The organism is Micromonospora sp. NPDC000316, assembly GCF_042898885.1.
Classification (GTDB): Bacteria; Actinomycetota; Actinomycetes; order Mycobacteriales; family Micromonosporaceae; genus Micromonospora.
In genome coordinates this window covers 80,491-104,474 of sequence record NZ_JBIAZG010000007.1, presented here as the reverse complement: position 1 = coordinate 104,474, position 23,984 = coordinate 80,491, and the positions used below count along the sequence as shown (strand labels likewise).

At 71.5% G+C, this 23,984-nt stretch carries 20 protein-coding genes; 9 read left to right on the top strand and 11 right to left on the bottom strand.

Annotated elements, in window-relative coordinates; translation table 11 throughout:
* Positions 1 to 2 precede the first annotated feature (2 nt).
* From ACFY2Q_RS16890 to ACFY2Q_RS16875, 4 genes are all read right to left on the bottom strand, one after another.
* Positions 3 to 2,012 carry a hydantoinase/oxoprolinase family protein gene (locus ACFY2Q_RS16890; RefSeq protein ID WP_387131105.1) on the bottom strand — a complete coding sequence of 670 codons (2,010 nt, stop codon included), beginning with the start codon at positions 2,010 to 2,012 and terminating at the stop codon, positions 3 to 5.
* Between the two features lie 31 nt (positions 2,013 to 2,043).
* Positions 2,044 to 2,802: an ABC transporter permease gene (locus tag ACFY2Q_RS16885; protein ID WP_356999342.1), complete on the bottom strand. Its 759-nt coding sequence runs from the start codon at positions 2,800 to 2,802 to the stop codon at positions 2,044 to 2,046.
* A gap of 68 nt (positions 2,803 to 2,870) precedes the next feature.
* On the bottom strand, positions 2,871 to 3,755 hold the full coding sequence (locus tag ACFY2Q_RS16880; protein WP_387131103.1) for an ABC transporter ATP-binding protein: 885 nt from the start codon (positions 3,753 to 3,755) through the stop codon (positions 2,871 to 2,873).
* Positions 3,752 to 4,714: an ABC transporter substrate-binding protein gene (locus ACFY2Q_RS16875; RefSeq protein WP_387131101.1), complete on the bottom strand. Its 963-nt coding sequence runs from the start codon at positions 4,712 to 4,714 to the stop codon at positions 3,752 to 3,754. The genes ACFY2Q_RS16880 and ACFY2Q_RS16875 overlap by 4 nt, the downstream gene beginning before the upstream one ends.
* A 143-nt stretch (positions 4,715 to 4,857) precedes the next feature.
* On the opposite strand from ACFY2Q_RS16875, the gene ACFY2Q_RS16870 reads away from it, so the two are divergent.
* Positions 4,858 to 5,739: a MaoC/PaaZ C-terminal domain-containing protein gene (locus ACFY2Q_RS16870; RefSeq protein ID WP_387131099.1), complete on the top strand. Its 882-nt coding sequence runs from the start codon at positions 4,858 to 4,860 to the stop codon at positions 5,737 to 5,739.
* 46 nt (positions 5,740 to 5,785) lie between these two features.
* On the opposite strand, the gene ACFY2Q_RS16865 is transcribed toward ACFY2Q_RS16870, so the two are convergent.
* Positions 5,786 to 6,079: a helix-turn-helix domain-containing protein gene (locus ACFY2Q_RS16865; RefSeq protein WP_387131098.1), complete on the bottom strand. Its 294-nt coding sequence runs from the start codon at positions 6,077 to 6,079 to the stop codon at positions 5,786 to 5,788.
* A 77-nt stretch (positions 6,080 to 6,156) separates the two neighbouring features.
* Here ACFY2Q_RS16865 and map point away from each other — a divergent pair, with 77 nt between their 5' ends.
* The gene (gene map, locus ACFY2Q_RS16860; protein WP_387131096.1) at positions 6,157 to 6,975 is read left to right on the top strand and encodes a type I methionyl aminopeptidase; all 819 of its coding nucleotides are present in this window, start codon (positions 6,157 to 6,159) and stop codon (positions 6,973 to 6,975) included.
* A gap of 77 nt (positions 6,976 to 7,052) precedes the next feature.
* Here map and ACFY2Q_RS16855 read toward each other — a convergent pair whose 3' ends face one another.
* The 6 genes from ACFY2Q_RS16855 to ACFY2Q_RS16830 form a co-directional block, all read right to left on the bottom strand.
* The gene (locus tag ACFY2Q_RS16855) at positions 7,053 to 7,607 is read right to left on the bottom strand and encodes a carboxymuconolactone decarboxylase family protein (protein ID WP_387131094.1); all 555 of its coding nucleotides are present in this window, start codon (positions 7,605 to 7,607) and stop codon (positions 7,053 to 7,055) included.
* Positions 7,608 to 7,847: 240 nt separating this feature from the next.
* Positions 7,848 to 9,245 (bottom strand): cation:proton antiporter, encoded by a 1,398-nt coding sequence (locus tag ACFY2Q_RS16850; protein ID WP_387131092.1) that lies wholly within the window; start codon positions 9,243 to 9,245, stop codon positions 7,848 to 7,850.
* A gap of 110 nt (positions 9,246 to 9,355) precedes the next feature.
* Positions 9,356 to 9,880: a winged helix-turn-helix transcriptional regulator gene (locus tag ACFY2Q_RS16845; RefSeq protein WP_387131091.1), complete on the bottom strand. Its 525-nt coding sequence runs from the start codon at positions 9,878 to 9,880 to the stop codon at positions 9,356 to 9,358.
* Positions 9,881 to 9,932: 52 nt separating this feature from the next.
* Positions 9,933 to 11,375 carry an MFS transporter gene (locus tag ACFY2Q_RS16840; protein WP_387131089.1) on the bottom strand — a complete coding sequence of 481 codons (1,443 nt, stop codon included), beginning with the start codon at positions 11,373 to 11,375 and terminating at the stop codon, positions 9,933 to 9,935.
* Between the two features lie 668 nt (positions 11,376 to 12,043).
* Complete coding sequence (locus ACFY2Q_RS16835) at positions 12,044 to 12,796, bottom strand: helix-turn-helix domain-containing protein (RefSeq protein ID WP_387131087.1); 753 nt, start codon at positions 12,794 to 12,796, stop codon at positions 12,044 to 12,046.
* A 468-nt stretch (positions 12,797 to 13,264) separates the two neighbouring features.
* The gene (locus ACFY2Q_RS16830) at positions 13,265 to 14,071 is read right to left on the bottom strand and encodes a TIGR03084 family metal-binding protein (protein WP_387131086.1); all 807 of its coding nucleotides are present in this window, start codon (positions 14,069 to 14,071) and stop codon (positions 13,265 to 13,267) included.
* A 465-nt stretch (positions 14,072 to 14,536) separates the two neighbouring features.
* Here ACFY2Q_RS16830 and ACFY2Q_RS16825 point away from each other — a divergent pair, with 465 nt between their 5' ends.
* From ACFY2Q_RS16825 to ACFY2Q_RS16795, 7 genes are all read left to right on the top strand, one after another.
* On the top strand, positions 14,537 to 15,487 hold the full coding sequence (locus ACFY2Q_RS16825) for a DUF1702 family protein (protein WP_387131084.1): 951 nt from the start codon (positions 14,537 to 14,539) through the stop codon (positions 15,485 to 15,487).
* A gap of 28 nt (positions 15,488 to 15,515) precedes the next feature.
* A complete protein-coding gene (locus tag ACFY2Q_RS16820) occupies positions 15,516 to 17,051 on the top strand; it encodes a polyketide synthase dehydratase domain-containing protein (RefSeq protein ID WP_387131081.1) in 1,536 nt (511 codons plus the stop codon).
* 301 nt (positions 17,052 to 17,352) lie between these two features.
* Positions 17,353 to 17,883 (top strand): DUF5987 family protein, encoded by a 531-nt coding sequence (locus tag ACFY2Q_RS16815; protein WP_387131078.1) that lies wholly within the window; start codon positions 17,353 to 17,355, stop codon positions 17,881 to 17,883.
* Positions 17,880 to 19,535: an FAD-dependent oxidoreductase gene (locus ACFY2Q_RS16810; protein WP_387131076.1), complete on the top strand. Its 1,656-nt coding sequence runs from the start codon at positions 17,880 to 17,882 to the stop codon at positions 19,533 to 19,535. Before ACFY2Q_RS16815 ends, ACFY2Q_RS16810 begins: the two co-directional genes overlap by 4 nt.
* The gene (locus ACFY2Q_RS16805; RefSeq protein ID WP_387131075.1) at positions 19,532 to 20,593 is read left to right on the top strand and encodes a carboxymuconolactone decarboxylase family protein; all 1,062 of its coding nucleotides are present in this window, start codon (positions 19,532 to 19,534) and stop codon (positions 20,591 to 20,593) included. Before ACFY2Q_RS16810 ends, ACFY2Q_RS16805 begins: the two co-directional genes overlap by 4 nt.
* A 69-nt stretch (positions 20,594 to 20,662) precedes the next feature.
* A complete protein-coding gene (locus tag ACFY2Q_RS16800) occupies positions 20,663 to 21,658 on the top strand; it encodes a DUF1702 family protein (RefSeq protein WP_387131072.1) in 996 nt (331 codons plus the stop codon).
* A gap of 376 nt (positions 21,659 to 22,034) precedes the next feature.
* Positions 22,035 to 23,984 carry a CRTAC1 family protein gene (locus ACFY2Q_RS16795; RefSeq protein WP_387131069.1) on the top strand — a complete coding sequence of 650 codons (1,950 nt, stop codon included), beginning with the start codon at positions 22,035 to 22,037 and terminating at the stop codon, positions 23,982 to 23,984.

The following is a 23,984-nucleotide window of genomic DNA, read 5'->3' as shown; positions in this document are numbered from 1 at the left end:
GGTCAGTCCCGGGTGAGCAGCAGGTTGCCGTGCTCGTCGGCGGCGCCGCGCCAGCCGGCCCCGACGACGGTGGTGCTGCCGTTCTCGCGCACCACGGCCGGGCCGGTCACCGTGTCGCCGGGGGCCAGTTCGGCCCGTCGCCACACCGCGGCGTCCACCCAGCCGTCCAGCCCGTACAGCCGGGTTCGGCCCGGCTCGGCCCTGCCGGCGGACGGTGCGGCGAAGCGCACCTCCGGGCTGGGCCCGAACGCGGTGAGCCGACAGTTGACGATCTCCGCCGGGTGGCCGGTACGCACGTAGGCGTACCGCTCGGCGTACGCGTCGTGGAAGGCCGCGACCAGGTCCTCGGCCCGGGTGGGCAGGTCGTCCACCGCGACGGCCAGGTCGTGGCTCTGCCCGCGGAAGCGCATGCCCACGGTCAGGGCGAACGACACCTGGTCGGCCTCGATGCCGTCCTCCGCCTTGAGTTGCGCCCGGGCGGCGTCCTGTAGCTCCGCGACGGCCTCGCGCGCCGCGGCCAGCCCCGGCTCGTCGGCGCCCACCAGGACGGTACGCACGTAGTCGTGCCGGGCGCGGGCCGTGACGAACCCCAGCGCCGAGAAGTTGCCCGGCACCGGCGGCACCAGCACCCGGCGGATGCCCAGCTCGTCGGCGAGCGCCGTGGCGTGCATCGGCCCGGCCCCGCCGAACGGCATCAGCACGAAGTCGCGCGGGTCGTGCCCGCGGGCCACGGAGATCTCCTTGATCGCGCTTGTCATCTTGATGGTGGCCAGCCGCAGGATGCCGTGTGCCAGCTCCATCTCGTCCAGCCCGAGCTGCCCGGCGAGCGCCGCCGCGGCAGCCGCCGCCGGCGCCCGGTCCAGCAGCACCTCGCCGCCCAGGCTCTCCTGCGGGTCGAGGTGCCCGACCAGCAGGTGCGCGTCGGTGGTGGTCGGCTCGGTGCCGCCACGGCCGTAGCAGGCCGGGCCGGGCGTGGAGCCCGCGCTGCGTGGCCCGATCCGCAGCTCGCCGCCGAGGTCGCGCCATGCGATGGAACCGCCGCCCGCCCCGATCGTGTTGATCTCCACCTGGAAGGTGCGGTTCGGGTACCCGGCGATCGTCCCGTCGCTTGTCATCAGCGGCGAGCCGCCCTTGATCAGGCAGACGTCGGTGCTGGTGCCGCCGATGTCGCAGGTGATCACGTTCGAGTGTCCGGCCAGGCCCGCCACGTGGACGGCGGCCGCGACACCGCCCGCCGGGCCGGAGAGCGCCAGGTTGATCGGCAGGCGGCTGGCCTCGTCGGTGGAGACGACGCCGCCGCTGCTGGTCATGATGGACAGCGGGTGCACATACCCGGCGCTGGCCAGGGCGGTGCCGAGCCCGCGCAGGTAGTCGGCGACGGCGCCGCGGACGCTGGCGTTGAGCACCGTCGTGGCGAACCGCTCGTACTCGCCCTGCTCCGGCACGACGTCGGAGGAGACCGTGCAGACCAGGTTCGGGTGGCGTTCGGCGAGCCGCTGCGCGGCGGCCCGCTCGTGGGCGGGGTTGCGGTACGAGTGCAGCAGGCAGACCGCGACGGCTCCCGGCCCGGCGGCTGCCACCCGGTCCAGCACCTCGTCCAGGTGGCCGGGGTCGAGTGGTTCGGTGACCGAGCCGTCGGCGGCGACCCGCTCGCGCAGCGCGTGCCGCAGCGAGCGGGGCGCCAGCGACGGGCGGGCCGCCTCCTTGACGCTGTAGAGCTGCGGGCGGTGCCCGAGGCCCATCTCCAGTACGTCGCGGAAGCCGGCGGTGGTGACCACGCTGACCGGGTCGCCGGACCCCTCCAACAACGCGTTCGTCACCCGCGTGGTGCCGTGCACGAAGCGGTCCACCGTGTCCAGCGAGACGCCGAGCTTGGCGAGTCCTTCGAAGATCGCGGCCGCGGGGTCGTGCGGCGTCGACAGCGTCTTCGCCTCGGCGAGCCGTGCGGTGGCCGGCTCGTAGACGATCACGTCGGTGAACGTGCCGCCGATATCGACGCCGATGCAGAGCATGCGGGGGGTGCCTTTCGTGGGAGGGGGACCGTCAGAAGGTGACGCCGTAGCGGCGCAGCGTGGTACGCGTGACGGTCCGCAAGATCCAGTCGAAGAGGTAGCCGAGCAGGCCGAGGGCGAGGATGCCCACGAAGACCCACTCGGTCTTGGCGTAGTTGCGGGCGGTCCAGATCAGCGAACCCAGCCCGCTCTGCGCCGCGACGATCTCCGCGGAGACGATCGTCAGGAACGAGTTGCCCATGGCGAGCCGAGCGCCGGTGACGACGTGCGGCACTGTGGACGGCAGCACCACCGACACGAGGCTCTGCAGCGGCGAGGCGCCCAGGGCGCGGGCCGCCCGCAGTCGCAGATCGTCGACGGCCAGCACCCCGGCCAGGGTGTTGAGCGCGACGATGAAGACGGTGGTGTAGAAGATCAGCGCGACCTTGGACGCCTCGCCCGGGCCGAGCCAGATGATCGCCAGCGTGACGAAGGCGATCGGTGGCACGAACCGGAAGAACTGGATGTACGGGTCGAGCATCAGTCGCAGCCAGGGGATGCACCCCATGAGCAGCCCCACCGGCACGCCGATCACGACGCCGAGCGCCCAGCCGGTCAGGATGCGGGTCGACGAGGCGCTGATCGAGGCCCACAGGGTGCCGTCGCGGATCAGGTCGACCGCGCCGTTCCAGGTCAGCATCGGCGACGGCAGGAAGAACGCCGTGTAGTTGCGGCTCACCAGGTCCCAGACGGCGATGCCGAGGGCCACCGAGAGCACCGACAGCCCGACCCGGGTCAGCTGGGGTCGCATGGTTCGCCGGCGTGCCGGGTGGCGCGGTCCGACGGGGGTGGGCGCCGGGTCCGTACGCACGTCGACGGTCATCGTCCCGCCCCTTTCTGGTCGCTGGTCGGCCGGCCGTCGTGCCCGTCGTCGAGCCCCTGGGCCCGCAGGGTCCGGGCCACCTCCTCGCCGATGTCCTCGCGCAGCTGCCGGAACAGGGCGGCGCTGGCCGGGTCGGTGAGGTCACGCGGCCGGGGCAGGTCGCACGGGTACACGTTCTTGATGGCGGCGGCGGGGCCGGCGGTCATGGTGACGATGCGGTCGCTGAGCAGGATCGCCTCGCCGATGTCGTGGGTGACGAACAGGATGGTGGCGCCGGTGTCGCGCCAGATCCGGTCCAGCTCGACCTGCATGACCAGCCGGGTCTGGGCGTCCAGCGCCCCGAACGGCTCGTCCATGAGGATGACGGAGGGCTCGTTGGCGAGCACGCGGGCGAGCTGCGCCCGCTGCCGCATGCCGCCGGAGAGCTGGCTGGGGAACCGGTCGGCGCTGTGGCTGAGCCCGACCATCGCCAGGTAGCGGTCCTCGACGGCGGTGCGCTTCGCCTTCGGCATGTTCCGCATCCGGGGGCCGAACGCGACGTTCTGCCGGACGGTCAGCCAGGGGAACAGCGCCTCCGCGCTCTGGAACACCACGCCGCGCGCCACGTCCGGCCCGGTGACCGGAGCGCCGCCGCAGGAAACCTCGCCGCTGGCCGGGGTGACGAACCCGGCGACCGCGTTGAGCAGGGTGGACTTGCCGCAGCCGGAGGGCCCGAGCAGGCAGATGAACTCGCCCGCCGCGATGTCGAGTGTCGCGCCACGCACCGCGTCGAAATCGCCGAAGCGGATGTCGACGTCGCGTAGGGAGACGGGGTCCCCGCCCCGGCCGGTCGAGGACGACCGGCCGGTCGGGGACGCCGTACGCGTGCCGTGGGGCGTCACGCCACGCCCCTGACCATCACCGTCGCAGGGTCAGCGGCCTTCTCCACGATCTTGCTGTCCTGCTGGAACTTGGCGATCTCGGTGTAGCGCTGGAGGTCCTCGTCGGTGAAGTCGCGGACCTTGCACTCCACGCCCTGCAGGAGGTTCTGGGCCTCGGCCGCCGGGACCTTGATCGCCTTCTCGGTGACCGCGCCGGCCTTGGCGGCGTCGGCGGTGAGCTGCTCGCACGCCTTGCCGACGGTGTCGACGACCTTCTTGGCGGCGTCCTTGTTCGCCTCGTACCAGGCGCCGTCGACGCCGATCACGAGGTTGTAGACGTAGCCGATGTCGCCGCTGGTGAGCAGCACCTTGCCGCCGTTCGCCACACCGCGCGACGGCCACGGCTCCCACATGATGTAGCCGTCGACGTCGCCGCGCTGCAGCAGCGCCGGCATCTCGGCGGGGGAGGCCTTGACGAACTCGACGGCGTCACGGCTGATGCCCTTGGCCGCGAGGACCTTGTTGGTGGCGTACTCGTTGACGGTGCCGGGCACGACGCCGTACTTCTTGATGGCAGCGACGTCGTTGATGCCGGAGCGGGCGACGAGCTTGATGAAGCTGGGCGACTGGGAGAAGACGGCCAGGCCCTTGATGTCGCCACGGGTGGCCCGGTTGAGCAGGCTGGACTCGGTGCTGGCGGTCACCTGGCCCTGCTTGGCCAGGATCGCGTCCAGGCCGCCGGTGCCCTCCTGGAACTGGGTCACCGTCACGTTGACGCCGGCCGCGGCGAAGAGCTTGTCCTGGTCGGCCAGGTAGATGGGGGAGTACGCCGGGTCGACGCCCACCCCGAAGGTGACATTGGCGGACGGTCCGGTGGCGGCGCCACCGGCCTCGTCGACCGTCTGGTTCTCGGCGCACGCGGCGCCGGAGACCGTTATCAGCAGAGCCGCGGCCGCTACCCGCAACGTTCGCATCTTCATGGCTACCTCAGTCTCCGACTGGCTCATATGGTGGTCCGTGTTGCTCAATGTGGGACGGTACTGTGCTGCCGCGCACACCGTCAAGGGATCACGGCCCGCTGACCAGCGGTTGGACACAATCCCCCTCACGATCGAGGTTGCTCATGACCCCCAGCGCGGGCCCCGAAGTGCCCGATGACCGTTTCTGCCCCGACGCGCTACGCCGCTGGCGGCACACCGCCGAGCGGCGGTGGATCAGCGGCGACGCGTTGCTCTACGCCCTCGGCGTCGGCGCCGGGCAGCGCGACCCCGCCGCCGAGTTGCGTTTCACCACCGAGAACTCCGCCGGCCACCCACACGCGGTCCTACCGACGTTCGCGGCCCTGCTCGCCGCCGATCCGCCCCCGCTCGGCGACCCGGCGGCCGTCCGCCACGCCGAACAGTCCCTGTGGCTGCACCGCGAACTGCCCTCCGCCGGTACGGCCCGCGTCTCCGCCGCCGTCACCGCCGTGTACGACCAGGGCAGCGGCGCCCTGGTCCGCGTCGTCTCCCGGATCCGTGACGTCCAGGGCCGCCCGCTCGCCACCGCCGTCGCCGGCTTCTTCGTCATCGGCGCCGGCGGCTTCGGCGACGACCGTGCACCCGCGCCCGCCTGGCTGGCCCCCACCGGGCCGCCCGACCACGAGATCCGCTACCCGGTGCCCGCCGACCAGGCCCTGCTCTACCGGCTCAGCGGTGACCGGAATCCGCTGCACAGCGATCCGACGGTCGCCGCACGTGCCGGTCTGCCCCGGCCGCTGCTGCACGGGCTCTGCACGTACGGCTACGCGGGGCGTGCGCTGCTGCACACGGTGGCCGGATCGGACCCGGCTCGGCTGCGTCGCGTCGACGCGCGCTTCACCGCACCCGTGTATCCGGGTGACACCCTGACGATCCGCGTCTGGCGCCACCGCCACGGCGCTGCCTTCCAGGTCGTGGACGGCGCCGGCCGGGTCGTCCTCGACCGGGGCGTCGCCCGGGTGCGGCCACCCTCGGCTGAGTCCTGAGAGCGTATCCGGGGCTCCGCCGGAAGCTGAGCTCCGGGGCCCGCTCCTAGCGGAGCACCTGGGCGGCAGGCCTCCAGGACGACTGGCCGATGGGCATGTCGGCCATCCAGATGTCAGCCAGCTCGGCGAGCGGGACGTCGAGGGCCTGGCTGAGGCACACCACGGTGCCGAACGCCGGCGCGGGAAGGCGGCCCGCCTCGATCTTGCGCAGCGTCTCGGGGGAGATGCCGGCTGCCAACGCCACCTCGACGAGGCTGCGGCCGCCCCGCGCGGTCCGGAGGGCGGCTCCGAGGCGCTGACCCGCGGCGATCTGTTCGGCGGTGAGGGGTTGGCGAACCATGCCTGCAGGATAGTCCTTCCGGTGCGCCGCCGAACTGGCGTGGTATAAAAATACCGCTAACGGAGAGGGAGGCTGTCGTGATCGAGCTCAAGTCCGCCGAGGAGATCCGCCGGATGTCGGTGGCCGGCCAGTTCGTCGGCGAGCTGCTTGCCGAGCTGAGCGGCGTCGCCGCGGTCGGCGTCAACCTGATGGACCTCGAACACCACGCCCGCCGCCGGATCGCCGAACGCGGCGCCGAATCCTGCTACTGGGACTACGCCCCGTCGTTCGGTCGGGGCCCCTTCCGCAACGTGTTGTGCCTGTCGGTGAACGACGCGGTGCTGCACGGCCTTCCGCACGACTACGTCCTGCGAGACGGTGACCTGCTCAGCATCGACATGGCGGTCGGCATCGACGGGTGGGTCGCCGACTCCGCGCTGTCGGTAATCGTCGGCACCCCCGACCCGGCCGACGAGAAGCTGATCGAGGCCACCGAGGTCGCACTGGAGGCAGGCATCGCCGCCGCCCAGCCCGGTGGCCGCCTCGGCGACATCTCCGCGGCGATCGGCGAGGTCGCCCGCTCCTACGGCTACGGCGTCAACGCCGAGTTCGGCGGCCACGGCATCGGCCGCACCATGCACGAGGCCCCGCACGTCTCCAACGACGGCCGCCCCCGTCGTGGCCTGAAACTCGACCCCGGCCTCACCATCGCCATCGAGCCCTGGCTCTGCCGCTCCACCAACAAGATCAAGTTTGACGAGGACGGCTGGACGATCCGCTCCGCCGACGGCTCCCGCACCGCCCACTCCGAACACACGGTAGCCATCACGGCTTCCGGCCCCCAGGTCCTGACTCGCCGCCCCACGCGGGGCACCACCGCGGCCGACCCCACCAAGCGGTCCGCCGCGACCTCCTGACCCCTGCCCGCCTGAGGGCTGGGCTGCGCGGGAACGCCGATCAGTGCTGGGGCTCAGCTGACCGGGGTGGCGGCGGGCTACGCGGGGATCGCCGATCCGTATCCGACCTCGATGATTCGACGCGTGGTCTCGGCGTAGGCGTCCGGACCGACGGGCGCGAACGTGCCGAGACCGTCGACGTACCTGTTGAACATGCAGAACGCCGCCGCGATCAGGACGGTGTCGTGGATCTCCAGGTCGGTGGCGCCCTCGGCGCGGGCGTCGGCGACCAGCTCGGTGGTGACGTTGCGGCCGCTGATCTGGACGGCGCCGGCGATGCGCAGCAGTGCCCGCAGCTTGGCCGAGATCGGGGCGTTGTCGAGGTCGGCGCGCACCTGGTCGACAAGCGTCATGCCCTCGTCGAGTTGCGCCGCGGCGAACGCCGAGTGTGATGCGCAGCAGAAGGTGCACTCGTTGCGCCCGGAGACGTACGCGGCGATCAGTTCCCGCTCGCCGGCCGGGAGCGAGTGCGGTGCGCGCAGCAGCACCTCGGCCAGTTCGTTGAGCGGCTTCGCCGTCTCCGGGCGGTATCGCATGGGGCCGGTGATGCCGGGAAACTGCTTCTCGTCGACACCGAGATCAATGTGCGCCATGGTCGTCAACCCTTTCCGCCCGTGCGCGGTGGGCCCAGTCGGACGACGCCTCCGCTCAGACGACTGCCCGTGTGGGGCGGCGAGACCGCCGCGCGACAATGCTCCCACCCGGCCCGTCGGGGGCGTTTCTCCGATCGTGCTCTCCCCGGCGACCCGGCGACCCGGCGACCCGGCGACCCGGCGACGCGGTGACGCGGTGACGTGGCAGCCCGGCGGCTGCCGCCGTACTCCGGAAGGGGTTCAGGAGGGCGGGGACCCGTCGGTCGCGGCGGGCGGTGCCGCCGCCACCGGACTTCGGCCCCGCCAGGTGTCGTGTTCGAGCAGGCGCAGCCGCTCCTCCTCGCCCTCGGCCATCTGCCTGGTGGCGTACCGCATCAGCGGTGGTGTCATCAGCGAGGTGACGATGGCGACAAGGACGACGACCGTGTACATGGCGGTGTTCAGGACGCCGAGGCGCAGGCCGGTGAGCGCGACGATCACCTGGATGACACCGCGGGCGTTGATCCCCGCGCCGAGGGCCACCGCCGACCATCGGTCGAGCCGGCCGATCCACGCGCCGAGGAACGCCCCGGTGAACTTGCCGACGACTGCCACGACCAGCATGGCGAGCCCGGTCAGCAGCACGGCTGGCTCCACCAGCGCGGTGAGATCCATCCGCAGGCCGGCGGTGGCGAGGAAGATCGGCGCCAGGACCGACAGCACAATCGCCCGCAGCGGCGCGAGGAGCACCTGGGCCGACCGGGTGGTGGCGATGAGGATCCCCGCGATAAGCGCGCCGAAGAGCGCCTCCATGCCCAGCGAGTGTGTGATGACCGCGCCGACGAGCACGATGATGACGGCCGAGGCCACCGCCGAACCGGAGTCGCCCGAGCGGGCCGCGCGTTCCATGACGCGGCGGACCAGGACGCGGCCGACGGTGGCCGCGAACGCCACGAACCCGATCAGATGCCCGATGGCGAGGCCGACGGTACCGGCGGTCAGGCCAACCGTCGCGGCGGCGGCCACGAGTGAGAGCAGGAGCCACCCGACCACGTCGTCGATGACGCTGACGGCGAGGGTGAGCTGACCGATGTCGCGGTGCAGCAGACGCATGTCCGAGAGCGTCTTGGCGATAACGGGTACGGCGGAGACGCAGATCGCCACCCCGACGAGGAGCGCGAACGTCCACCGCTGCGCGTCAGGTGTGTCCGACACCGAGGCCGGGATCAGCAGACCCAGGCCGATGCCCAGAGCGAGCGGGATCAGCAGCCCACAGACGGCCACGGCGGTGGCCGCCCGCCGGTGGCGGCGCACCACCGTCAGGTCGACGTGGGTTCCGGTGACGCCGACGAGCAGCAGGAGGCCGAGCTGCGCGACGGCGTCCAGCAGGTGCATCTGCGCCGAGTCGTCGGGTAGCAGCCATCCGGTGATCCCCGGGACGAGGTGCCCCAGCAGGGACGGGCCCAGAATGACGCCGGTGAGCAGCTCGCCGACCACTGCGGGCATGCCGAGTCGTTCGGCGAGCGCGCCGAGCAGACGTGCGAGCAGCAGCAGGACGGTGATGGCGGCGAGGAACACCAGGAGCTGATGGTGGGCCAGAGGTGCCGGAGCGGCGGACAGGACCACGGGGGCGACCTCCTCGGCGGATGCGTCCCACAATTCTCCGCCCCGGGACGCGTCGCCGACGTCTCCGGAGGTGCCCTCCCGGTCGATGCCGACGTGCTCCGATGCCGCTTCTCTGCGCGGCTCGTCGCGCCGTCAGCGCGGGGTCAGGAGCCGGCGGGCGGGACCGACACGAGAGCCGCCGGAGGCGCGTCGTCCACTGTGGTGCGGGGCACCGGCACGGTGGGCGACGATGTGGTCGGCCGGGTGGTCACCTCACCCACGGGGATCGGCCCGTCGCACGACGCGCAGACCATCACCAGCTCGACGGGGTGGCCGCAGGTGGTGTGGACGCTCTCCCGCTCCGGTGGCCCGGTCCCGGCGCTGTGCTTGTCGCCCCACTGCATCAGCGCGGTCAGCACCGGCGCCAGCTCCCGGCCCCGGGGAGTCAGCCGGTATTCGTGCCGCAGTGGACGGTGCTTGTAGGGCACCCGCTCGAAGATGCCCGCCTCGACGAGGGTGTTGAGGCGTTGGGCGAGGACATTGCGCGCCATCCCCAGGTCGCTGAGGAACGAGTCGAAGCGGCAGTCGCCCACCATCGCGTTGCGGATGATGAGTAGCGTCCAGCGCTCGCCGACGATCTCGAGAGCGCGTGCGATAGAGCAGTCCTGTCCGTACCCGCGTCGAGACATTGAGTTATCGTAGTGCCCCTTCGGCCGGGGGAGCTGTGGGAATTGCCGCATCTCACGCGTCCACCCGTCGGGCCGGATGGCTGCCACCGTGTCGGAGCAGCAGCGCCGCCAGCGCCCCGACCACGGCAAGGCCGGCGGCGACGGCGAACGCGGTGTGCAGGCCGTCCGCCACCCGCTCCGGTGCCGCCGGTGCTCCGGCCGCCGTCTGGTGCGCGACGAGAACGGCCGACACGATGGCGAGCCCGATGGCCCCACCCATGCTGAACGAGGCGTCGGTCAGGCCCGAGGTGGTGGGCGAGTCGGCGTCGGTGGCGCCGAGGGTCACGGCGATCTGCGCGGCCACGAAGGCGGCTCCCGTGCCCACGCCGATGACCGGCAGCACGCTGAGGATGTGCCCGGCGGCCAGTGGGCCAGGGACCATTGTCAGCGCCAGCAGGCCGGCACACACCATGGCCATGCCGACCATGGCGACCGTCCGCAGCCCGTGCCGCAGTGCCACGGCCTGACCGGCGTACGAGCCGATGACCGATGGCAGGGTCAGCGCGACCATCAGGATGCCGAAGCGGCTCGCGGAGAAACCCAACGACTCCTGGCTGTAGAGGGCGATAAGCAGCAACACGCCGTCGACGATCGTGCCGGCGGCGAACAGCACGACGAGGCCGGCAAGTCGGGTGCGGGATCGCAGCAGTCCGGGGCGTACCAGCGGACGGGCGGCTCGTGACTCGACGGTCAGGAAGAGCAGGAGCAGCATGATCGCGCCGGCCAACCGCAGCAGGTCGGCGACGGCAGAGCCGTTGGGGGTGAACGCGCCGACGATCGTCCAACCGAACAGGGCGAGGGCGCTGACCAGGATCGCCGCGCCGACCACGTCCAGCGGACGTCCCGAGGGAGCGCACCTGTCGGCGGGTAGGAGTGGGACGAGGAGCGCGGCGGCGATACCCACTGGCACGTTCAGCAGGAACACCCAGCGCCAGCCGGGCCCGTCGGTGAGCACCCCGCCCAGCAGCAGCCCGGAGGTGCCGCCGAAGGCCCCGATCAGGGTCCACAGACCGAGCGCGCGGGACCGGGCCGGCCCGTTGCCGAGGGAGAGCGCGAGCAGCGGCAGCGCGGTCGTCGCGACAAGCGCCGCGCCGACGCCCTGTAGGACACGGGCCGCGATCAGCACACCGCCGGACCAGGCCACGGCCGACAGCAGCGAGGCGGCGGTCACCAGCGCCAGGCCTGCGGTGAAGAGCCGTCGGCGGCCGAACATGTCGGCGAAGCGGGTGCTGAGCAACAGCATGCCGCCGAAGCTGATCAGGAACGCGGACATGACCCACTGCACTGTCCCCGTGGACAGGCCGAGTCCACGTTGGATGCTCGGGATAGCGACATAGACGATGGTGCTGTCTACTGTCACCATCAGGAACGAGGCGCCGAGCGCGCCGAGGGCCAACCGTTGACGTCTGCCGAGCCGCACCGCCGATGGCGACGGTCCACTGAAGTTGTCCACCATCCAGCCCCTTGGTTTCCCCGTGGTGCGGGAGCTAGCCGCATCCGTGAGCGGCAGACGTGCCGCGGGTCTGACCTGCCCACGGCGGGCCACGGCTACGACAGACCCGAGGTGCCACGACCGGGGGTGTGTCTGGGCGAGTCCCCGGGCTGCCGCTGACGCGGCGCTGCCTACAACCACTCAGTGCGGATTAAAAACTGACGTTGGGCAATGAAGATAGCAGCAGAGCCTCCCTCGCACGACCCTGACGGCCGGAGTCCCACGACAGCGAGCACATCACAACAAACGGCGATCGTGGAGGTGGTTGTCGTGCATGTTCCACACCTATCGTCGACGCCCTCGTCGAGCCGATCTCCGGCAGGTTGGCCGCGACGGTCACCGCCGCTCCAACGGAGTTACGGACGGACCGGGCCACTGTCGCGGGCCGCGACGGTCCCCGGCTGCCCAACGGGTGTGGGCGACGGCTGCGGGCGTCGTCGACCGCGAGGTTTCGGCCCTGGCCGTGGTACGACTCGACGTCGGGCGGATCGTCGGTCAGCGAGTGTCGGCTGACGCGCTCGGCGCAGACGCTCCGCGCGGGTGAGGTCGTACGGCGACGGGGCTTTCCCGAGTCGGCCGTGGCTGAGCAGCCCTGGCCGACGGTGTCGGGCGGCTACCGGCGGCGTGCCGGGTCAGCGGATGGGAAGGGCCAGCAGGATCGGCGGGTCGAGCGGCGTCATGCGTCGTAGGTGCAGGTCGACCTCTGTCGAACCCGGACGCCGGCAGATGGTGAGCGGACCGTGCGCGCCGATGAGGGCGTCCTGGTCCTCGAAGGTGGGGCGCGTCGGCGACCAGTAGTTCTGCTCCTCACGGAGCCTGGAGTAGGCGAGGACATACCACTGACCCGGCGGTGGGCTCTCCAACCGGTAGGGGCCGGGGCGTTCGAGGACGGTGCAGCTCGCCGGTCGCCCGAGTGGCACGGGGTCGCGGAAGAGTCCGATGAAGACGGTGCGCTCCGTGTCGTGGTCGGATTCGGGAGCGTGCACGGTGCCGCGGATCGCGGCGACCGGAGGCTGGGCAGTCGGTCGTAGGTCGACGGCAACCTGCGGTGTCACCCCGCCCAGTCTGCGGAAGGTGCTCGGCGAGACACCGACGCTGCTGCTGAACCGGGAACTGAAGGTGCCCACACTGGCGTAGCCGACCTCATGGGTGATCTCGGTGACGCTCAACGAGGTGGACAGCAGGAGTTGTTTGGCGCGGTGCAGCCGCATGACCATGAGGAAGCGCCCCGGAGAGATGCCTGTGGTCCGTTGGAAGATCCGGGTGAAGTGGAACTTGCTGAACATCGCGGTCCTGGCCATGCCGTCCACGGTGTGCTCTTCGGCAAGATCCTCCCGAATTGACCTGATTACTCGACCGACGGCTCTCTGGATAGAGTCTTCCATCGCATCCCCCAATCCGATGGTTGGTACGCGTGTGACGCAGGATTTCGTGGCGGTGACTCGACCTGTCAGCTCTAGCGTGTGGCGATACGCGTTCCGCGTGCCGCCGGGTTGTTAAGCCGGCGGCAATTGCGGGTCTAAGAACCGACAGGGATAGACATAGGGAAATGGTTGGCGACGGTGGGCTTATGTTAGCCGGCACCGGACCGGCAATCAATACACCTATTTTCCCAGGTGGAGATACAGTTTCGTTAGGAGACTGGCCAGGGGCGACGAAAATGGACGCTTGCCCCGTATGCGATGACATTGGTATGTGTTGCCGGGCAATGTCGGACCGTTCGATCCGGTTTGTCGGTTGGCGACCTGGTCGGGCTGGTGGAAATGGGGCGTTCCGTCGTCCCGTCAATGGGACGCAATGGTGCCGGACGGATTTCCGACGCTGTGTCGGGTGAAATCCATGTCAACCGGGTGCTATGGCTGTCGGGTTCGGGCGAACTGACCCGGCGCCCGTCCGGAGCCGGCCGGTCCCCGGTACGCCTGGGCGATGTCCAGCCAGCGGTCGGCCTCGCTGCCGACCGCGCGCAGGGCCAGGTCGTCGCGGTGCCGGCGGCGGGTGGTGAGCAGGCAGAAGTCCTCGGCCGGGCCGCTGATCCGCTGCTCGGCGTCCTCCGGACCGAACGTCCAGGTCGCACCCGAGGGCGCGGTGATTTCGAACCGGAACTCGGCGTCCGGCGGCGTCAGCCCGCGCGCCAGGTACCCGAAGTCCCAGGTCCGGACGGCGAACGCGACCAGGTGGCCGAGTCGGTCGGTGGGGGTGCGGCGTACGCCCAGGGCGTCCGCGACGTCCTGGCCGTGCCCGAAGACCTCCATCATCCCGGCCGCCGCGAGCACCGGCGCCGGCAGTGCGCGCACCAGCCACGGCACCGGCTGACCAGGCGGCACCGCGGCCAGCGCCTTCTCGGCCGTGGCCCGCTCGGCGCGCCAACGGGACAGCAGGACCGCGGGCGGCTCGACGACGAACTCCGCCATGGCGGCCGCCACGTTGGCGTCGAAGTCGTCGCTGAGTCGGGAGGTCACCTGCTGGAACATGGCAGGCTGCGCGGCGGCCAGGCCGGCGAGTCGGAAGGTCGCGGCCAGGTGGGCGATCTGGTGTCGGATCGCCCAGCCGGGCGCCGGGGTGGGGGTGTCCCACCGGTCCGCGTCCAGCTCCGAGACCAGGGCGTCGAGGGCCTCGCTCTCCGCGGTGAGATCGGCGATCACGTCGGGTGCCTGGGTCACGTCGTACCCTCTTCCTGATAGTCGTCACGGGGCGGGTGCCTGTTCGACGGTCCGCGACACGGTGTTCCGACCGACTGTCCGCACATTTACCAATTTGTGTGCATCGATGCGTGACGTGGGTACGGAAACTGCTGCGACCGTCGCGAGAGGTCAGTAAAGCTGAGCTCAATACGTCGGCAAGTCCTGTGGCGCATGATCTACGTCGAATAGACTTTCCGAGTGTGCCCCAGTCGGCGACAGTATTTCTTCTCTGTTTGTGCCGTCACTCGACCAGCCCTCGACCGGCGATTACCGGCCGGTGTGTCGGTGTCATCAATACGGGCCGTGATTTACAGTGATCAGGAGATCGCGCAGAGCAACCAGGAAGTAGGCGATCGCCCCCCGCTGCCCCTAGCCTCGGCTCATCCGGGTTCACCGGACAAGGACACGGACGCCACAGGCGTCCGTCTTCCGTGGGGAGAGCCGATGGCAGGCATGTGGCGCACCCTCCGCGCAAACCTCATGACGCCGGACACCGCCGAGACGACGATGAGTCGGCGGGGGTTCCACGTCAAGGACGAGGCCACCCGCCGCCGGCTGGAGTCCGTCGGCGCCAGCTTCCTCACCGGCTTCCGGGCCGCGGTCGAGGCCCGCGACGACGCCGACATCGAGCGTCTGGAGCTGATCGAGCGGCAGTTCCGCGGATTCGCCTACGAGGGCGCCGCCATGGGATACGCCATCCTGGACGGTGTCGCCCTCGGCGGCGACCGCACCGGCCGCTTCCTGACCGGCTTCGGAGCGCCGCACGTCTACATGGCCTACGTCGGGATCGGCTGGGCGTACGCCAAACTGCCCCGGTGGCGCTGGCGCGCCGTCCAGGCGCCGGACCCGCTGCTGCGGTGGCTGGTGCTCGACGGCCTCGGCTTCCACCGCGCCTACTTCGAGACCGACCGCTTCGTGCGCCGCCAGGAGATCAAGGCCGTGGCCTGGCCCTCGGACGTGCCCGGCGACTACCCCGCGCACGCCATCGACCAGGGCATCGGGCGGGCCAGTTGGTTCGTCGCAGGCGCCGACCCCGACGTCGCGGCCGAGCTGATCAGCCGCTTCGACGAGTCCCGCCACGGTGACCTGTGGAGTGGCATGGGCCTGGCCGCGACCTACGCCGGCGGCGCCGACCCCGACGAGCTCAAGAAGCTGTACGTCCACGCCGGCCGGTACCGGCCGCAGTTGGCCCAGGGCGCGACATTCGCCGCGCAGGCGCGACTGCACGCCGGCCTGGCCACCGAGCACACGCACCTCGCAACAGGTGTCTTCTGCGGCTGCACCCCGCAGGAGGCGGCGACGCTCACCGAACGGGAGCGCGACGCCCTCCCCGCGGACGGAGCCGTGCCGGCGTACGAGATCTGGCGTCAACGGATCCAGGCGCACTTCGCCTGACAGGTGGACCAGTCGGGAAGGTGGCACGGTGGAGCGGATCACGACGGGGCCTCGTACGGCATCAGGTGCGGCGGCACCGGCCGCGCGCTTCACCACCTCGGTGCTCGTCCACGAGCCGGGTCGGCTGCTGGTGACCTCGGCGACGCTGGGGCCGGGGGAGGACCCATACCTCGACGACCCGGGCGGCGACGCCCCGCTGGTGCTCCCGGCCGCGTGCGCCCTTGAGGCGCTCGCTCAGGGCTGGACGGCGCTGACCGGGCACGCCGGACCTCCGGTGTTCGAGGCGGTCGAGTTCGGCGAGCCGCTCGTGGTGCCCCGCGACCGCGCCGTCGAGCTGCGGCTGACCGCGCTGGCCGGCCCGCAGGCGAGCACGGCCACTGTGACGTTGCACAGCGCCTGTCCGGGAGGGCAGGTGGAGCACGTCCGCGCCCGGCTGCGGCACCGCGGCGCCGCAAGGGTGTCCGACCCGGTACCTGTCATGCGGCACCGGGCGGCCACCGTGCCCGTCCCCGCCGCCCTGCCGGTGCCCCCCGCGCGGCGCGTCGAGTCGACGCCGCAGTGGCCCGAACCCGCGGGTGAGGTGCACGAGGTTCCGCTCCGCTCCGACGGCCGGCTGCGTCGCGTGCTGCGGTACCGCGAGATCACCGCCTCCGGCTGCGTGGCCGAACTCGCCGGAGCCGGCGCGACGTGGTGGTTCGGGGCGGCTCCGCCCGAGCCGCTGCTCCTCGGTGACCCGGGCCTGCGCGACGCGATCCTGCACGCCCTGCACGGGTTGGCCCCCGACGCGACGCTGCGACCGCTCGGTGTGGACCGGATCTGGCTTGCCGGCGCCGGCCCGTACGAGCAGGTGACGCTGTATGCGGTCCGCCGGGATCGGGACCGCGACGTGCACCGGTTCGACCTGGAGATGCTCGCCGGAGGGCGGGTCGTCGAACGCTGGACCGGGCTGCGGCTGCGGCTGGTGTCAGGCGCCCGGCCGCCCGGCCCGTGGCCCGCGCACGTCCTCGGGCCGTACCTGGACCGCAGGCTCGCCGAGCTGGTCGGCGTCGACGCCGCCACGGTGCTCGAACCGGGCCTGCACCGCGAGCGGCGCCGGGAGCACACCGCCCTTGCCGTGTCCCGGCTGCTCGGCCCGCACGCCACCGTCCGCTACCGGCCCGACGGGCGGCCCGAGGTCGGTGGTGGACGCTGGGTGTCGGCGGCGCACGGCGCGGCGCACACCCTGGCGGTGGCCGCGCACACGCCTGTCGGCTGTGACCTCGAAGCCGTCGCGCCGCGTTCGCGCGACGAGTGGCGCCAACTGCTCGGCGGGCACCTCGCCCTGGCCGAGCTGATCGCCGCCGAGACGGGGGAGTCGTTGTCCACGGCGGCGACACGTGTCTGGTCGGCAGTGGAGTCGCTGCACAAGGTCGGGATCACGGCTGTCACGCCGCTCACGTACGACAGGCACACCCCGGACCGCTGGGTGTTGCTCACCGCCGGCACCTGGCGGGTGGCCACCTGCGTGGCGGGTCTGCGCGGCACGCCGGCGGAGCTGTCCGTCGCGGTTGCCGCGGCCGGCTGATCGACCGCCCGGATGGCCGTCGCGCATCCAGTTGTGCGGCGGTTATCCGCTGCGCCGCGAATGTCGTCGCGCGTCCTCCCGGTTGCGTTATTTGTCGACGTGCACAGCAAAGCGCGAGATGCGGGCGCAGCGGCACACCTAGACCATTGGATTGCGTCATGACGGGGGAATGCCGCAGCGTTTCTCGCGGGCGACCGGACATTGCGCGGACGCATGCCTGCAACGCGTTTCCTGTCAATTCAATCGATCGTCGGAGGTGATGCCCGTGCCCAGGGAAACCGAGACAGCGCAGGCACGGACGATGTCGCTGGAAGCGTATGCCGACACGATTCTGCCCGGTGAGCGGCGATGGCCAGGGGACCGGGCCGTGGCCGGGGTCTCGCAGGGCGGCGGCGCGGTGGCCTCCGGTGCGCTGGAGGTGCTCCGCTCCGTCGAGGGGGGCATGGCGCCGGCGTTGGACATGCTGGCCGACGGTCTCAACGAGCACGCCCGGGAGTACGCGGCGGGGGTCGGGATCGCACTGGATCCAGAGGTCCCGCCGTTCGTCTCGCTCGACTATCCGGACCGGGTGCTGCTCGTGCAGCGGCTGACCGACCGGGCGCACCCGGAGCGGGAGGCGTGGACCAGCCTCGCCATGTTCAGCACCATCGCCTTCGACGCCGGGGCGCACACCAACACCGTCGAGGCGCTCGTCGCCGGACACGCGGGCCTGACGACGATGGGCTTCCGCCCGCCGGACGCCGACGGGCTGTGGCGGTTTCCCACCTACAGCTACGGCCGACAGTTGGCCCAGCCCCACCCCGACACGACCCCCTCCGGGAGCCCCGCATGACGAGTTCCGAGAGCACCGACGTCCTGGTGATCGGCAGTGGCTTCGGCGGCGCCATCACGGCGTACCACCTCGCTGCCGGTGGCGCGCGGGTGGTCGTGTTGGAGCGCGGCCCGTGGCTGTCCGGTGAGGACTTCCAGCACGACTTCAAGTTCGGTACGTCGTCGACCCGGATCTTCGACTTCGTCATCGGCGACGGGATGAGCGTGCTCAGCGGCAACTGCGTGGGCGGCGGCAGCGTTGTCTACTTCGCCGCGATGCCCCGCGCGCCCCGGTTCGTCTTCGACCGCAGGGGGCGCTTCGACCACCGGATGTGGCCGGCCGCGATCTCCCGGGAATCCCTTGAGCCGTGGTACGACCGGGTCGCCGAGGCGTTGCCCGTCACCCAGACGACCTGGGACACCGTGCCGTTCTCCGGCGGGCTGTTCGGTGCGGCCTGCCACCACGCCGGACGTACGGCGAACGCGGTGCCGGTGGCGCTCGACGCGGCCAAGTGCACGAACTGCAACTGGATGATGTCCGGCTGCCGGTTCGACGCCAAGCGGTCCCTGCTGCTCAACTACCTGCCGGCCGCTGTGGCGCACGGCGCGCAGATCCGGCCGCTGCACGAGGTGCAGCACCTGTCCCGCACCGACGACGGCGGCTACCGGGTGCACTACAACGTCCTCGACGACGTCGACTACCGGGTCGAGGTGGGCGCGGGCACGATCGACGCCAAGATCGTGATTCTGGCCGCCGGCGCCGGGGCCACCCCGGTCATCCTCCAGCGGTCCGAGCCGACCCTCGGTGCCATGCCGCACGCCGTCGGGCGGTACTTCTCCGGCAACGGCGAACGGCTCAACACGGCGATCCTCAACGAGGACCGCGTCCGCGACGTGCTCGGCCTGACCCGGCCCGACGGCGTGCCCTACGAGGCGTACCAGATCGGCAAGGGCCCGTCCGTGGCCACCTGGGACCGGCTCGACGGGTCCCTGCCCGAGTACGAGAGGTACTCCCTGGAACAGCTGTACTTCCCGCCGGGCTTCGGCACCATCCTCGCCCAGGTGCCCGACGCCGTCGGGCCTTCCTGGTTCGGTGCGGAGAAGAAGGAACTGCTGCGCAGCTGGCAGTCCTGGCTGACCGTCTTCACGATGAGCGAGGACGACAACGAGGGCGTGTTCGGCACGCCGCCGTCCACCGGCAACTCGATGCGGTTGTCGCAGCAGATGCTCGGACGGGGTTCGCTGCGCTACGACCCGACCGAGAACACGCTGCGCGGGTGGGCCCTCTCGGACGCCGAGGTGCGCGACATCCTCGAACGCGACGGGCTGGCCCGGGTGATGCCGTGGACCAACGACGTGGTCGGCGCGTACACGGTGCACCCGCTGGCGTCCTGCCGGATCGGCGACGACCCGGCGACCTCGGCGCTCGACGACCGGCACGAGCTGCGCGACCACCCCGGCATCTTCGTCACCGACGGCTCCGCGGTGCCCGCCGGACTGACCGTGAACCCCGCGATGACCATCGCCGCGCTTGCCGAGCGGGCAGTGCCGGGCATCGTCGAGGCGGCCCGCGCCCGCGGCGTGAACGTCCGCTACGGCGCCCCCGCGCCGGACGGGGCCACAAGCAGCCGCGACGCGATGCTGCCCCTGGTGAGCGGAACGCGGCGGCGGTGAGCGGTCTGTACGCCCGTGTGGCCCGCCGCCCCTCCCGGGCGCACGTGCGCCGGGTCACCCCGGTGCCTGTCGAACGGGCCGACGGACGGGTGGCCGCGGTCTACCAGCAGGTGGAGCGGGACTTCGGCATGCTCGCCCCACCGGTCAGCCTGCACTCGCCCGCGCCGCAGGTGCTGGCCGCGTGCTGGGTGACGCTGCGCGAGACCCTTGTCGCCGCCGGCCGGGTGGACCGCGCCACCCGCGAGACGGTGGCGGCTGCCGTGTCGGCGGTCAACTCCTGCCCGTACTGCGTGGAGGTGCACTCGGCGACGCTCGACGGCCTGCTCCGACCGGCGGGCGACGCGCCGGCCGACGCCCGGCTGGCCCGCGTGGCCGACTGGGCACGGGCCGGCACGGCACGGACGTCGGCCGGGCAGGTCGCGCCTCCGGTCGACCGCGACGAGGCCGTCGAACTGCTCGGGGTGGCATTTGCCTTCCAGTACCTCAACCGAATGGTGAACATCTTCCTCGAACCCTCGCCGATCCCGCCCGCGGTGCCGGGGGCGCTCCGGGGCGGCGTACGCAAGGTGTTCGGCCGATTGATGGCCCGGGGTGCGCGGGGCGACCGACCGGCCGGCGCCGCGCTGGAGCTGCTGCCGTCCGCGCCGCCGCCACCGGACCTCGGCTGGACCGCCGGTCACCCGATCCTGGCCGACGCGCTCGCCCGGAGCGGCGCGGCTGTCGACGCCGCCGGGCGTCGATCGGTGCCGGAATCGGTACGGGAGCTGGTCACCGCCCGGCTCGACAGTTGGGACGGCCAGCCGACCGGGCTCAGCCGAGCGTGGGTCGGCGACGCGGTAGGTGACCTGCCCGCCGCCGACCGGCCCGCGGGCCGACTCGCGCTGCTCACCGCGTTCGCGGCCTACCAGGTCGACGACGAGGTGGTGGCCGGCGTGCGTGCCGGCGGAGCCGACGATCGCGCGCTCGTCGAGTTGACCTCCTGGGCCAGCATGACCGCAGCCCGGCGGGTGGTGGCCTGGGTTCCACTCGACCCTGCTCCGCCACCGCAGCCGTCGTGACCCCCGCCCGCCGCCGGCACACCGCCGGCGGCGGGCGTCCGTCCTGTCCGACTCCGTCCGGGAGGAAATATGTCCACCGTTCTGGGCTCGTTGCGCAGGCTCGCGCTGGCACCCGCGCTGAGCGAGGTCAGCTTCGCCCGCCGAGGCTTCCCCGGGCCGCCGACGCCCGCCACCGCGCGGCTGGAGGCCATTCCCCGGTCCGTCGTGTGTGGCTTCGAGTGGGGCATCGACGCCCGGGACCTCACCGAGGTGCAGCACCGGGTCGAGCTGGTCGACGAGGGCATGCGTGGCTTCGCGTACGAGGGCGTCGCGATGGCCTTCACAGTGCTGGACGCGATGGGGAGCGGCCGTCGGCGACGTACCCGTGAGCTGTTGCGCGGCCCGGGGGCGCCGCACCTCTTCCTGGCCTACATCGGCATCGGCTTCGCGATGGCGCGGCTGCCCCGGCCGCTGTGGCGCAAGGTGGTGCCCGACCTGGAGCCGGGCCCGTTCCATCCGACGATGACCTGGCTGGCCGTGGACGGTTACGGCTTCGACTTGGCCTACTTCGACGCCGGCAAGTGGGTCGACGGGCAGAGCGTTCCCGCCCCGTACGCCTGGCAGGGTCGGCCGGACTACTTCGGCCGGGCGGTGGACCAGGGGATCGGTCGGGCCCTGTGGTTCATCCACGGCGCCCGGGTGGACGACGTGGACGCCGCCGTGTGCCGCTTCGCCCCGGAGCGCCGGGCGGACCTCTACAGCGGCGTCGGGCTGGCCGCCACCTTCGCCGGCGGGTGCGGTGCGGCGGACCTGGAGACCCTGCGCCGCCGTGCCGGCCGGTACGCGCCGGAGCTGGCGCTGGGCAGCGTGTTCGCCATGCGGGCGCGGGTGCACGCGGGCTTCGTGCCCCCGCACTCGGCGGTGGCCGCAGCGGCCCTGACCGACCTGTCGGTGCAGGCGGCCGTCGCTCTGGCCGACGACACCGCGCCGGGGGCAGACGACGGGGGGCCGACCCCGCCGTACGAGATATGGCGGGCCAGCATCCGTCGGCATTTCGACAGGACTGTGCACGCTTCTGTGGAGTAATTCCAAAAAGCTATTGCCGGTGCCCGTGTAGGTCTTTATATAAAACCCTGTCCCGCCCTCTGGGACACATTATCTGAATGTGTCATCAATTCTAGGAACGGCACGGCACAGCAATTTTCGAGTAGCCCGCGTTCGGGCGTCCTGTGAGGATCTGCTCACACGCCCCCCGCAGGGCGAGCGACAGCGCCGAGCCCCGTCCGGGTCCCCCCGGTCGCCGGCCCGGTCGCACGTCGACCGCCTCCGGTCGGGCGGCCGCCCGGCGAGACAGCAAGAGCCGGGCGGCCCGTGAACCGACCGGCCCGGGCCGGTACGCCACCGCGACGCGCGGTGGCGTCACTCCGACGAGTTCCGTCACCAAACGGGAGGTCTTGAGTTCATGTCAGCGACGTTTGGCTTGCTGCGCCGGCAGCTGGCCGGGATCATCGGCCTCACACTCGTGGTCGGAATGTTCTTCGCCGTCCGGTTGCCCAGCTCGTCCGCGGCGGAGCGGACGGACCTGTCGTCCCGGTACGCGTTCGAGCCCATGGGCATCGCGCTTCCCTCCGGAGCCGTACAACAGTCGATCCGCAAGGTGAACAAGTCCTACACCCACATCGACGCCTGGATCTCCTCAGTGGGTGCCGGCATCGCCATGAACGACCTGGACGGCGACGGCCTGGCCAACGACCTCTGCCTCACCGATCCCCGCACCGACCAGACCATCGTCACCCCGACACCCGGCAAGGGCGAGCAGCGGTACCAGCCGTTCGCGCTGGACGCCGCGCCGCTGCCGATCAGTCGGATCACCGCGCCGATGGGCTGCGCGCCTGGTGACTTCAACGAGGACGGCCGGATGGACCTGCTGGTCTACTACTGGGGCCGTACGCCGATCCTCTTCCTGGCCCGGGGCGGGCCGCTCGCCCTCGGGACCACCGCCTACCGCCCGGTCGAGCTGGTGCCGGGTGTCGGCGCGGGTGAGTACAACGGCCCGCTGTGGAACACGAACGCCGTGGCGATCGACGACTTCGACGGTGACGGCCACGTCGACATCTACATCGGCAACTACTTCCCGCACAGCCCGGTCCTCGACGACACCGTCAAGGGCGGGGTCGAGATGAACGACTCGATGTCCAACGGCATCAACGGCGGCGAGGACTACGTCTTCCGGTGGACCAGCGGCGCGGCGGGCACCGAGCCGACCGCCGCCTTCCAACTGGTGAACAACGTGATCCCCCGGGACGTCTCGAAGGGCTGGGCCCTCGGCGCCTCCGCCGCCGACATCGACGGCGACCTGCTGCCCGAGCTGTACCTGGCCCACGACTTCGGCCCCGACCGGTTGCTCTACAACCGATCCACGCCTGGCAACATCGAGTTCGCCCTTGTCGACGGGGTACGCAGCGCGACAGTCCCGAAGTCGAAGGTGCTGGGCAAGGACTCGTTCAAGGGGATGGGCGCCGACTTCGGCGACATCGACGGCGACGGCCTGTACGACCTGTTCGTCAGCAACATCACCACGCCGTTCGGCATCCACGAGAGCAACTACGCGTTCATCAACTCCGCCAAGGACCACGCGGAGGTCAAGACCAGCTTCAGCAGTGGCAACGCCCCGTTCTACGACCGCAGCGCCGACCTCGGCCTGGCCTGGTCGGGCTGGGGCTGGGACATCAAGATGGGCGACTTCGACAACGGCGGCCGGCTCGCCATCGCCCAGGCCACGGGCTTCGTCCGGGGTGAGGTGAACCGCTGGCCCCAGCTCCAGGAGTTGGCCACCACAAACGACACGCTGGTCCGCCACCCGGCGTGGTGGCCGAACGTGCGCGCCGGTGACGACGTCGGCGGCAACCAGCGACTGCACTTCTTCGTTCGGGGCGAGGACGGTCGATACGTCAACATCGCACCCGAGTTGGGGCTGGACATCCCGGTGCCGACCCGAGGGCTGGCCACCGGCGACTCCGACGGGGACGGCCGGCTCGACCTGGCGGTCGCCCGACAGTGGGCGGAGCCGATCTTCTATCGCAACACCAGCCCGAACGCGGGCGCCTTCCTCGGCCTGCGGCTGACCCACGAGTCCGCCGATTCGGCCGGCCGCGGCTCGCCGGCAGTCGGCGCCCAGGTCACCGTCACCACGCCCGACGGCCGCACGCTCGTCTCCAAGGTCGACGGCGGCGGCGGGCACTCCGGCAAGCGCAGCAACGAGGTGCACATCGGGCTCGGCACCGACGTCACCGGGCCGGTGAAGGTCACCCTCTGCTGGCGCGACCGAACCGGACAGATCCGCAAGCAGGACCTTCAGCTGAACCCGGGTTGGCACGACGTGCAGCTCGGCTCGCAGGCCAAGGAGAGGTAA